Raw genomic sequence first — 12086 nt, 5'->3', positions numbered from 1 at the left:
TCGTACCGGCTGGAAGATCCACGTGTCCGGTCCCCCCGCGCGGTAGCCTGGGCCACGCCGTCTCGTTGCCTGGGCACGCTGCCATGGGGGATGTTTTGGGGGATCCGGACCGCCGGCGGGAGACCGACCGGCCACGGGAGTCCGACGACACCGCGCGGCCCTTCCCGGCCCAGCTGAGACGTCTGCGGTTGCAACGCGGGCTGTCCCTCGCGGACCTCGCGCGCGAGACGCATTACAGCAAGGGCTATCTCAGCAAGATCGAGACGGGCGCGAAGCGCGTCACCGTCGACGTCGCGCGGCGCTGCGACGAGGTCCTGCGGGCGGGGGGTGAACTGCTGCGGATCGCCCGGGAGACCGAGGCCCCGGAAGGCGGTCCCGCGGGCCGGGCCGCCGTGGCCGGGCCGCGGTCGGAGGGCGATTGCCCCTACCGCGGCCTGCCCGCCTTCACCGCCGAGGACGCCCGCTGGTTCTTCGGCCGTGAGCGCGCCACCGCCGAGCTGGCCGAACGGGTCTTCGAGCGGATCGGCGCCGGGCCCGTGATGCTCGTCGCCCCGTCGGGCGCCGGGAAGTCCTCCCTGCTCAACGCCGGCCTCGTACCGGCCCTGAGGGGCGGCGGCTTCCCGATGCCGGGCGCCGACGCCTGGCCGGTGATCCGGTTCACGCCCACCGCCCGGCCGCTGGACGAACTGCTCGCCCGGGCCGCGAAGGTGCTGGGCGGTGATCTCGGCATCACGGCACGGGAGTTGCGGGAGCGCCCCCGGGCCCTGCTCGAAGCGGTCCACCGCCTGTCGGACCCGCTCCCGGCCGGTCCGGGCCTGCGTCCGCCGCCGCTGCGGCCGGTGCTGCTGGTCGACCAGTTCGAGGAACTGTTCACCCTGTGCACCGACGAGGACGAGCGGCACGCGTTCGTACGGTTGCTCCGCGCGCTCGCCGTCCCGGGTGGGGAGGGGGACCCGCACGCCCCGGCCGTCGTGGTCCTCGGCGTACGGGCCGACTTCTCCGGCAACTGCCTGGGCCTCCCGGAGCTGGCTGCGGTCTTCACCGGCGGACTGTTCGTCCTGCCGCCGATGTCACCCGCGGAGCTGAGCGAATCGATCACCCGCCCGGCCCGGCTCGCGGGCCTGGCCCTCGAACCGGGGCTCGTGCCCCTGCTGCTGCGCGACGTGGGCCCGGGAGACGCACCGCCCGGCGGGGCGACGCCGTCCGGGGTGCTGCCGCTGGTCTCCCACGCGCTGATGGCCACCTGGCGCCAGCGCGAGGGCGCCACGCTGACCGTCGCCGGGTACGAGCGCACGGGCGGCATCCGGGGAGCCGTCGCCCGGACCGCCGAGGAGGTCTTCGGCCGCCTGCACCCCGCCGAGCAGAACACGCTCCGCCGGGTCCTGGTCCGCCTGGTGCACGTCGCCGACGGTACGGGGGCGACGCGCCGCCGGATGAGCCGGACGGCCCTCCTGGAGCAGCTGTCCGACGCGGGCCCGGCCGCCGCCGCGCTCGACGCCTTCGTACGGGCCCGCCTGATCACCATGGACAGCGACACCGTGGAGATCACCCACGAGGCCCTGCTGCACGCCTGGCCGCGGCTGCGGGGCTGGATCGGCGCCGACCGGGCGGGACTGCTGATCCACCAGCAACTGGCGCACGCCGCCGCCGAGTGGGAGCGCGAGGGGCGCGATCCGTCGGCCCTCTACCGGGGGACGCGGCTGGAGACCGCCCGCTCCTGGGCGGACGAGCACGACGGCGAGGACCGGCTCACGCCCCGGGAGGCCGCCTTCCTCCGGGAGAGCCGGGCGGCACGGGACGGCCGGGAGCGGCAGGCCGCCCGCCAGGCGCGGTTGCGCCAGCGGATGCTGGCCACGCTGGTCGTCCTGCTGGTCCTGGCCGTGGGCGCGGGCGGGCTGGCGTACCAGCAGCGCGCCGGCGCGCTCGGCCAGGAGCGGACCGCCCGGTCGCGGGCGCTCGCCCTGCAGTCGGCGGCGCTGGCCGCGGGCCAGCCGGAGGCCTCGATGCTGCTCGCCGGCGACGCGTACCGGACCGCGCGGACGAGCGAGGCGCGCGGGGCGCTGCTGAGCACGCAGGCGCAGCCGTTCGTCGCCCGGCTGGGCGGGCACGGCGGGCCGGTGAACGCGGTGGCCTTCGGTCCGGACAACGGCACCCTGGCGACGGGCAGTTCGGACGGGACGGTGACCCTGCGGCGGGTGTCCGACCGGCGGACGACCGCGAGGTTCACGATGGCCGGGCGGGTCCGCGCGGTCGCCGTGAGCCCCGACGGCGGCACCCTCGCGGCGGTCTCCACGGACGGACCGGGCCGGCTCTGGGACACCGCCGACGGGCGTACGAAGGCGGTGCTTCCGGCGAGCACGACGGGCTCGCGGTCGCTGGCCTTCGCTCCGGACGGGCGGACCCTGGCGACCGGTTGCCCGGACGGGACGGTGCGGCTGTGGGAGACCGGCGGGCAGTACCGCGCCGTCGCGTCCCTGTCCGGGCACAGCGGGCGGGTCAACGCCGTGGCCTTCGCCTCGGACGGCAGGACGCTGGTGTCGGCCGGCGCCGACCGGAGCGTGCGCCTGTGGGACCCGGTGGGGGCCGCGCCACTGGCCGTGCTGTCGGGTCACACCGACGAGGTGCTGGGGGCGGCGTTCGCCCCGGACGGCCGCACGGTCGCGACGGGCGGCGTCGACCGCACCGTCAGGCTGTGGGACGTGGCCGGGCGCCGGGCGACGGCCACGCTCACCGGGCACAGTGACGACGTCAACGGTGTGGCCTTCACACCGGACGGGACGACGGTGCTCAGCGCGGGCGGGGACGGCGCGACCCGGCTGTGGGACGTGGCGGGCGCCCGGCTGACGGCGACGCTCGCCGGGCACACCGACTACGTGCTCGGCGTGGCCGTGGACAGCCGCGGCGCGCTCGTGGCCACCGCCGGCTTCGACCAGTCGGTGGTGCTGTGGGACCTGCGCGGCGCGGTGCTGGCGTCGCGGCCGTTCACGGAGGTCTGGCAGGCCGCGTACAGCCCCGACGGGAAGCTGCTGGCCACCGCCGAGGCGGATCACGCGGTGCGGCTGTGGGACGTGGCGGGGCACCGGGTCGTCGCCACGTTCGAGGGGCACAGCGAGACGGTGTTCTCGGTGGACTTCTCGCCCGACGGGCGGACACTGGCCTCGGCCGGGTCCGACGGCACCGTCCGGCTGTGGGACGTGGCGGCGGGGGAACCGTCGGCCACGTTGACCGGTCAGGGCGGGACCGTCTTCGCGGTGGACTTCGCGCCGGACGGCCGGACGCTGGCCTCGGCCGGGTCCGACGGCGCGGTCCGGCTGTGGGACGTCGCCTCGCGCCGGCGCCTCGCGACGCTCGGCGGGCACACCGATTTCGCCAACGACGTGGAGTTCAGCCCCGACGGGCGGACCCTGGCGAGCGCCGGCGACGACCTGACCGTCCGGCTGTGGGACGTGGCCGGGCGCCGGCCGCTGGCCGCCCTCACGGGTCATACGGGCGCGGTCCGGGGCGTTGCCTTCAGCCCCGACGGGCGCACGCTCGCGACCAGCGGCAACGACGGGACCGTACGGCTGTGGGACGCGCGGCGCCACCGTTTCGAGGCGGCGCTGGCCGGGCACACCGGCTCGGCGCGGGGAATCGCCTTCTCCCCCGACGGGCGCACGCTCGCGAGCAGCGGCAACGACCGGACGGTGCGGCTGTGGGACGTGGCCGGCCGGCGCGCGCTGGCGGCGCTTTCCGGACACACGAACGCGGTGTGGGGCGTCGCCTTCTCCCCCGGCGGGGGGACGCTGGCGAGCAGTAGCACGGACGGCACCGTGCGGCTGTGGAACCTCGACGTGGAGGCACGCCTGGTGGTCGTCGACCGGTTGCGCGACCGGGCGGCCGGGTCCTCCTCAGCAGGCGTCCGGGCCACGAACACAGGGGCATTTTTCAGCCGAATGCAACGGGGCCACCAAAAAGACTCGGCCAGAGTTTGGCCGAAATTCCTTTGCAGAAAACGTTGTTGAGAACCCGCCAATCGATAGTACGATTTACACCGAACATGTGCCCTTGGCAACCATCGACCGGGACCTCGACCATCCAGATCTGCCGCCGAGGCGCATGTCGCATTGCTGTTTCGCCCACCGGCACCGCCAGGTGCCCGGCCGAGGTCACAAACCTTGACGGGCAGGAAGCGGGGGAGGCCCACACCAAGCACGCCCCCGTGGCCCGTCGGCAACAACCAGGGGAGATTTTTCGTGTCGCACATGCGCAAGATCGTCGTTGCAGCCATTGCCGTTTCGCTGACCACCGTCGGTATTACGGCCAGCGCCTCCGCCGACCCGTCGAAGGACACCAAGAACCAGGCCGCCGTCGCCGAGGCCGGCATCACCGGCACCTGGTACAACCAGCTCGGTTCGACCTTCATCGTGACCGCGAACGCGGACGGCAGCCTCACCGGCACCTACGAGTCGGCCGTCGGCAACGCCGAGAGCCGCTACGTCCTGACCGGCCGCTACGACAGCGCCGCGGCCACCGACGGCAGCGGCACCGCCCTCGGCTGGACGGTGGCGTGGAAGAATAACTACCGCAACGCCCACTCCGCCACCACGTGGAGCGGCCAGTACGTCGGCGGCTCCGAGGCGCGCATCAACACCCAGTGGCTGCTGACCTCGGGCACCACCGAGGCCAACGCCTGGAAGTCCACGCTGGTCGGCCACGACACCTTCACCAAGGTGAAGCCGTCGGCCGCGTCCATCGACGCCGCCAAGAAGGCCGGCGTCAACAACGGCAACCCGCTCGACGCCGTCCAGCAGTAGCAGCGTCCGGGCACCGACGGTGCCGGGACGCCGGACCGAACACGCGCGGGCGGCCCGGAGGCATGCCTTCCGGCCGCCCGCCGTCGGCGGCCCCGCCGCCGGGCGGTGTCGGCCACGAGACGCGTCTCACAGGTTTTCCGCCCCGGCCGGTATTCAGCGTGATCATGACGGCTTGCTACCGTCGACCGGGGGGAAGGTGGAATTGACGTGATGGCAATGCCCGTTGACCGTGTGGACCTGTTCGACCAGGGGTATGCGCTGGACCCGTATCCGGCGATGGCGGCGCTGCGAGAACACGAACCCGTGAAGTTCGACGAGAACACGGGACTCTGGCTGATCAGCCGATACGAGGACGTGCGCGCCATTCTGCTTGATCCGGAGAATTACCTTCCGGACAATGCGATCGACGCGATAGGGCGATTCTCCGTGCGGACGCTGCGCGTTCTGGCACGGGTCAGGTTCGACCTTCCGCAAACACTTGCAAACAACGGTTCCGACAGCCACGCGGGCTATCGGCGCATCATGACCAGGCTCTTCAACGCCCAGGCCGTCGCCGCCTCGGTACCGATGGTCGAGAAGGTCGTCGCGGAGGCGCTCGACGACGTCGGGCAGCGGCTCGCCGCCGACGGCGTCTGCGATCTGGCGACGACGATCGCCCGGGACGTCCCCTTCCGGGTGATGCTGCGGCTCCTCGGCCTGGAATCGGCCATCGACGTGGACATCGACACCCTCGCCCGCTGGAGCGACGCCTCTCTGGAACTCTTCTGGGGACGGCCGCGCGGCGAGCGCGAGGTGGCGCTGGCGCACGGGGCGGCCGAGTTCTACGCCTGGCTCACCGACCTGGTGTCCAAGCCCGCGCCCGGGGCGGGCACACTGCTCGGCGCCCTGGCCGCGCACCGGTTGCCGGACGGGGAGCCGCTGGGTGTGACCCAGAGGGCGGCCGTGGTCTACTTCATGATCATCGCCGGCCAGATGACGACCACCCAGATGCTGAGCACCATGTACCGCAGGGCGCTCGGCGAGCCCGGCCTGTGGCAGCGGTTCGCCGCGGAACCGGCGGCCGTGGAACCGTGGACCGAGGAGGTCCTGCGGCGGGACCCGCCCATCACCACGTGGCGCCGTGTCACCGGCCGGCCGACGACGCTGTCCGGTGTCGATCTTCCGGCGGGGGCTCCGCTGCTGCTGATGCTGTCGTCCACCGGCTCGGACGCCGAGGTCTTCGAGAATCCCGAGCAGATCTGTCCGCACCGGGCCAACGTGCGCAAGCACCTGTCCTTCGGCATCGGCCGGCACCGCTGCTCCGGGGCCGAACTGGCCCGGATGGAGGCGGACGTGGTGATGCGGATGACCGCCGAGCGGCTTCCGGACCTCCGTCTGTGTGCCGAATCCTCGCCGGAGATGCTGGCACTGCTGTCCTTCCGCGCCCCGCTCCAGGTGCTGGTGCGGCGGGGCTGACCCCACCGCACCCGTGCCGCCGTCCGGCCGACCGGCGCCCGTCAGTCCGCGGCCTTCACAGAACCTCCCGCATGCCGTGCCGACCCTCCAGCAGGGCGCCGCGCACCCGCCCGTGGTCGATCTTTCCACTCGGTGTGTGGGGCAGCTCGTCCGTCTCGAAGAGCCGCCGGGGGCACTTCTGCCGCGACACGTGGGCCGCGGCCCGGTCGCGTACCTCGTCGAGGCCGAGACGGGCCCCCGGCCGCCACCGGACGACCGCGCACACCAGGTCGCCCCAGTGTTCGTCGGGCAGTCCGACGACGGCCACGTCCTCGATCTCCTCCAGCCGGAGCAGGGCCGCCGCGACCTCCTCGGGATGGACGTTGAGCCCGCCGCTGATCAGCATGCCCTTCTGCCTGCCGACGAGGTGCAGGTAGCCGCCCGCGTCGACGCGGCCGATGTCCCCGACGGTGAACCAGCCCTCCTCGTCGGGTGCTCCGCCGTCCTCGGCGGACAGGTAGCCGGAGAAGAGCATGTCGCTGCGCACGTGCACCCGGCCCGGCTCGCCGACGCCCACCTCCTCCCCCGTGGGCGTGCGCAGTGAGAGTTCCACGCCGGTCACGGGCCTGCCGACGGACTCCTTCGGGCCCTCGTCGTCGCCGTGCAGCACCGAGACGAGGCTGAGTTCGGTGGCCCCGTAGAACTCCACGGCGTCGGCGCCGGGAAACAGCTCCGCGGCCAGGGCCCTGCGTGCCGGGGACCACTTGGCGCCCACCGAGAGCAGTGAGCGCACCTGCGGGAACCGGCGGCCCGGATGCCGGCGCGCGTGGTCGAGCAGTGCCTGGAACATGGTCGGCACCAGGTAGAGCCGGGTGACACCGTGCCGTTCGACGGCGTCGAGCGCGCGGCCCGCGTCGAAGGCGGGCATCAGGTGGACGGTCGCGCCCACGTGGAGGGTGTGCACCAGGCCGAAGAGGAAGTGGGAGTGGGCCAGCGAGCCGGGCAGCAGGACGGTGTCGTCCGTACCGATGGCGAACTCGGCGGTGTAGCGGTCGAAGGTGCGCAGCCAGGAGCGGTGGGAGCGGACCACGCCCTTGGGGCGGCCGGTGCTCCCGGAGGTGAAGCCCACGTAGAACGGCCTGTCGTGGCCCACGGACGGCAGCCGCGTGTCCGGCGCGGCGTCGGGTGCCGGATCGTGGTGGCGCAGCCATGCCCGGAAGCCGGGGCCGGTGACGTCCACGAGGACGGCGGGGTCGGCGTACGCGGCGACCTCGCCCGCGGGGCGGTCGCAGAACAGCCGGGCGGGCGGTGCGTCCCGCAGGACGGCGCCCAGTTCGGCGCCGCTCCACGCGGGGTCGAGGACCATGACGGGGATGCCGGCGAGCGCGCCGCCGAGGAATATCCGCGCGAACTCCTCGCTGTTGCCGAGGAGTACGGCGATCCGGACCCCGGGGCCGGGGTCCGGGCCGAACTCGGCGCGCAGGGACCGGGCGACGGCGAGCACGCCGCACCGCAGCGCGTCGTAGCTCCACCGTCGTCCGGTCCCGTCGCCGACGGCGAGGGCGACCCGGTCGGGTGACCGGGTGGTGTGCGTGAGGAAACCGCCGGCGATCGTCATGACGCCCTCCGTCCTCCGGCCCGGCCGTCGTCCGTCCGGGCCGGTCGCGCTACCAGGGACTGTGCTTGACCACCACGTCGATGGCCCGGTCGATCTCCGCCTCGGTCAGGTCGGCCCGGGAGGTGAGCCGGATGCGGGAGAACCGGTCGGGCACCGACGGCGGGCGGAAGCACGCCACCTTGACGCCGTCGGCCAGGCAGTCCTCCGCCCATTGCGCGGTCCGGGCCGCGGAGGGTCCGCGGACCGAGACCACGGCCGCCTGGGCCTCGGTCACCGGCAGACCGGCCGCCGTGAGGCGTTCGGCGAGGGCCACGGCGACCGCGCGGGTGCGGGCCGGACGGTCGGGCTCGGCGCGCAGGACCCGCAGCGCCGCCAGGGCCCCGGCGGCGGAGGCCGGGGCGAGTCCGGTGTCGAACAGGAAACTGCGGGCCATGTTCATGACGTGGTCGACGACCCGGCGGGGGCCGATCACCGCGCCGCCCTGGGCCCCCAGGGACTTCGACAGGGTGATGGTGGTGACCACGTCGGGGCTGCCCGCCAGGCCGGCGGCGGTCACCGCGCCCTCGCCGCGTCCGCCGATGACGCCGAAGCCGTGCGCGTCGTCGACGAGCAGTCCGGCGCCGTGGCGGCGGCAGACGTCGAGGACGGCGCGGAGGTCGACGAGGTCGCCGTCGACGGAGAACACCGATTCGGTGACCGCCACCGCGCGCTGCTGTTCCCGCTCGGCGAGCACCCGTTCCAGGGCCTGCGGGTCGGCGTGTTCGGTGTCGGTCACGTCGGCGCCGGAGAGGCGGTACCCGTCGATCAGGGAGGCGTGGTTGAACGCGTCGGAGGCGATCAGGGTGCCGGGGCGGGCCAGTACGGTCACCGCGCCGAGGTTGGCCAGGTAGCCGGAGGAGAAGACCAGGGCGGCCTCCGCGCCGGTGAACTCGGCCAGTTCCCGCTCCAGTTCGACGTGCACCTCGGTGGTGCCGGTGGCCAGCCGGGAGCCGGTCGACCCGGCGCCCCACGTCAAGGAGGCGTCGGCCACCGCCCGGACGACGTCGGGGTGGCGGGTGAGGCCGAGGTAGTCGTTCCCGCCGAAGTCGATCACGTTCGGCCGGGGGCCCCGGACCTGGACCCGGCGGGTGAGGCCCGCCCGGTCCCGGCGCCGGGTGCTGTCGTCGATCCACGCGAAGACGTCGTGCGGATCGCCGTGTCGCTGCTCTGTTGCCATCGCTTCGCTCCGAACGCTATCCGGCAGGGCCGAGGACGAGGACGCCGTTGTGGCCGCCGAAGCCGAACGACTGGGTGAGGGACGGTCCGGGCTCCCACTTCCGGCCCTCGCCGGTGACCACGTCCACGGCGAGGGCCGGGTCGAGCGTGGTCAGTCCGACGGTCGGGGGTATGACCCCGTGGCGCATCGACAGCAGCACCGCGGCCGCCTCGAACGCGCCGCCAGCGCCGAAGGCGTGTCCGGTGGCCCCCTTGGTGGAGGTCACCGGCGGGCAGTCCGCGAAGACCGACAGGATGGCGTTGGTCTCCGCCTCGTCGTTGCGCAGGGTGCCGGTGCCGTGGGCGTTGATCTGCCGTACGTCCTGCGGACGCACTCCGGCGTCCTGGAGGGCCAGGCGGATGCACCGGGCGGCGTCGGCGCCGGTGGGCGCGGGCATGGTGATGTCGTGCGCGTCGGCCGTGCTGCCCGAGCCGAGCACCTCGCCGTGGACGGTGGCGCCGCGCGCCACCGCCGTGTCCCAGTCCTCCAGGACGAGCACCGCGGCGCCTTCGGCGATGGCGAAGCCGTCGCGCTCCGCGTCGAAGGGCCGGGTGCGGCCGGAGGAGGACAGGGCCCGCATGTTGGTGAACCCGGCCACGATGGTGGGAGTGATGGCGGCCTCGGTGCCACCGGCGAGCACCCGGTCGCAGGTGCCGTCGGCGATCATCCGTGCCGCGTGGCCGATGGCGTGGGTGGCGGCGGCGCAGGCGGTCTCCAGGCTCTCGCAGGGGCCCCGCCAGCCGTGGCGCATGGCCACGGTCGCGGCTGCCGCGTTGGCCATCATCATCGGCACGAGGAAGGGGGAGACCCGCCTGCCGCCGCGCTCGTGGTGGATGACGCTCTGCCGTTCGAAGGTACTGACCCCGGCCAGGGCCGTGGCGACGACGACGCCGCTGCGTTCGGCGTCCACCTCCGTCAGGCCCGCGTCGCGGCGGGCCATGTCGGCGGCCGCGACGGCGAACTGCGTGAACCGGTCGGTGTGCCGGGCCTCCCGGACGTCCATCCAGGGTGACGGGTCCCAGTCCGTCAGCTCCCGGTGGCCGTCCGGCGGTGTCCGGAAGAGGCCCTCCCAGAAGGCCTCCGCCCCGGTGCCGCAGGCGCTCACGACACCGAGCCCGGTGACGGCGACGCGGCGCGCGGCGTCGGCCCGTGTCGTCATCGGGCCACCAGCGAGAGGATCAGTCGGTGCAGGTCGCCCACGGTCCGGATCTCCTCGACGGACTCGTCGGGCACCGAGATACCGAACTCCTCCTCGACGGCCATGACCAGTTCGACCTGGATGAGACTGCTGGCGCCGAGATCGTCGGTCAGGTGCGCGTCCGGGGTCACGGACTCGGCCTTGACCTGCAGGACGTCGACGGCGCAGGTGGTGAGCCGGTCGAAAACGTCGTCGTTAGCCACGGGTGGCCAACCTCCCCCAAAGTAAGATGAATTGTCTGGGTTTCACATTGCTCCGGCTCCCGGTCGCCGTGTCGGCGCCCGAAGTCCGGAAGTCCGGAAGGTCCGGAAGTCGTCGGGGTCACCGGTCGGGCACGGGCTCCCGCAGTGCGCCGACGGGCTTCCCGGCCCGCCCGGGGTGGCCCGCGGACAGCCTCGGCAGGACGACCAGGGCCAGGGCGATCAGCTCCAGGCCCGCCCCCGTCCAGGCCAGGGCGGCCGGCGAGAGCCGGTCGAGGACCGCGCCGCCGACGGCGCCACCGAGGGCGACGCCGAGGTACGACGCGGAGCTGTTGACGGAGATGGCCACGCTCGGGGCCGTCGGCGCCAGGTCCAGCACGCGGTGGATGGCGGTGGGCGGTTCGGCCCAGTAGACCGTGCCCCAGGCGACCGTCACGACGAGGAAGACGGCCACCAGCGCCACCGATCCGGAGGCGAAGAAGCTCGCCAGCACGGCCAGCAGCGCCATGGTCACCGCGACCCCCGACACCGAGGCGGTGAAGGTCCGTTCCGCTCCGACGCGGTCGGCGAGCCGGCCGCCGACCGCGTTGCCGACCGCTCCCGCGACGCCGAACACCAGCAGGACGACGCTCACCCGGGCGTCGTCCATGCCCGTGGTGGCGCGCGTGAAGGCCGCCAGGTAGGTGAAGACGGTGAAGCAGCCGGCGACCGCGAACAGGTTGGCCAGGACGGCCAGCAGCACCGGACGCCGGGCACCGATGCGCACCCGGTCCCGCATGCTGATCGCGGGCGGCTGCGGCACCGCGGGCAGGACCACGAACAGGCCGACGAAGACGGGCAGGGCCAGCACCACGACCAGCGCCAGGGTGAGGCGCCAGCTGCCGAGCTGGCCGACCAGCGTGCCGCCCGGCACGCCGAGCGCCGTGGCCACCGTGAGGCCGCCGATGATCATGGAGACCGCCCGCCCCCGGTACCGCTCCCCCGCGAGCGCCGTCGCGGTGGCCGCGGCGGTGTTCATGTACAGGGCGGCACTGATGCCGGCCAGGATCCGGGCCGCCATCAGCACCCCGTACGTCGGCGCGAGCGCACCCAGCAGGTTGGCGAGCAGGAAGGCCAGCATCGAGCCGCGCAGCATGACGCGCCGGGACAGTCCGGCGGTCAGGGTCATCAGCACCGGCGCGCTGATCGCGTAGCTGAGCGCGAAGGCCGTGACGAGCTGCCCGGCCACCGGTTCGGACACGTCCAGCTCACCGGCGATGCGCGGAAGAATTCCGCTGATGACGAAGCCGTCCGTGCCGACGGCAAAGGAGCCGATTGCGAGAAGCACCAGGATCACCTTGTGGGGCATGACGCCTCCCGGGGATCCCGCGCGGGATCACGCATGTCAGGATCGCGAATTTCCCGGCCCCCCTTTCAAGTCGAGCCGGTCTCGTGAACCGGCTTTACGAACGGGGTCGTTCGATCAACGTACCAGCAAGCATGTGCCGACAAAAACGGCGTGGGCGTGAGGGCGATCACGCGGGCCGCCGACCCCCATCATGCGCTCTGCGGCCGGCTCGCCCCGGAAGGAAAGTCGATTTCCGGCCAA

The 12086-nt window shown here is 73.5% G+C and carries 8 protein-coding genes; 3 read left to right on the top strand and 5 right to left on the bottom strand.

What is annotated here, in order from left to right; genetic code table 11:
- Positions 1-95 precede the first annotated feature (95 nt).
- The 3 genes from AC2RP6_RS32605 (at position 96) to AC2RP6_RS32595 (ending at position 6248) form a co-directional block, all read left to right on the top strand.
- Positions 96-4001: an nSTAND1 domain-containing NTPase gene (locus AC2RP6_RS32605; protein ID WP_486449425.1), complete on the top strand. Its 3906-nt coding sequence runs from the start codon at positions 96-98 to the stop codon at positions 3999-4001.
- Between the two features lie 240 nt (positions 4002-4241).
- Complete coding sequence (locus AC2RP6_RS32600; RefSeq protein WP_486450532.1) at positions 4242-4793, top strand: streptavidin; 552 nt, start codon at positions 4242-4244, stop codon at positions 4791-4793.
- A gap of 216 nt (positions 4794-5009) precedes the next feature.
- Positions 5010-6248 carry a cytochrome P450 gene (locus tag AC2RP6_RS32595; RefSeq protein WP_486449424.1) on the top strand — a complete coding sequence of 413 codons (1239 nt, stop codon included), beginning with the start codon at positions 5010-5012 and terminating at the stop codon, positions 6246-6248.
- 55 nt (positions 6249-6303) lie between these two features.
- Here AC2RP6_RS32595 and AC2RP6_RS32590 read toward each other — a convergent pair whose 3' ends face one another.
- The 5 genes from AC2RP6_RS32590 to AC2RP6_RS32570 form a co-directional block, all read right to left on the bottom strand.
- Positions 6304-7845, bottom strand: coding sequence for an AMP-binding protein (locus AC2RP6_RS32590; RefSeq protein WP_486449423.1), 1542 nt, complete (start codon positions 7843-7845; stop codon positions 6304-6306).
- Between the two features lie 49 nt (positions 7846-7894).
- Positions 7895-9061 (bottom strand): 8-amino-7-oxononanoate synthase, encoded by a 1167-nt coding sequence (locus tag AC2RP6_RS32585; RefSeq protein ID WP_486449422.1) that lies wholly within the window; start codon positions 9059-9061, stop codon positions 7895-7897.
- Between the two features lie 16 nt (positions 9062-9077).
- Positions 9078-10259: a beta-ketoacyl-[acyl-carrier-protein] synthase family protein gene (locus tag AC2RP6_RS32580; RefSeq protein WP_486449421.1), complete on the bottom strand. Its 1182-nt coding sequence runs from the start codon at positions 10257-10259 to the stop codon at positions 9078-9080.
- Positions 10256-10501: an acyl carrier protein gene (gene acpP, locus AC2RP6_RS32575; protein WP_486449420.1), complete on the bottom strand. Its 246-nt coding sequence runs from the start codon at positions 10499-10501 to the stop codon at positions 10256-10258. Before acpP ends, AC2RP6_RS32580 begins: the two co-directional genes overlap by 4 nt.
- Before the next feature lie 118 nt (positions 10502-10619).
- A complete protein-coding gene (locus AC2RP6_RS32570; protein WP_486449419.1) occupies positions 10620-11846 on the bottom strand; it encodes an MFS transporter in 1227 nt (408 codons plus the stop codon).
- Positions 11847-12086 lie beyond the last annotated feature (240 nt).

This window comes from Streptomyces sp. WAC03905, assembly GCF_057371075.1.
Note: the sequence above shows the minus strand (reverse complement) of the source record. Positions and strands in the feature narration are given on the sequence as shown.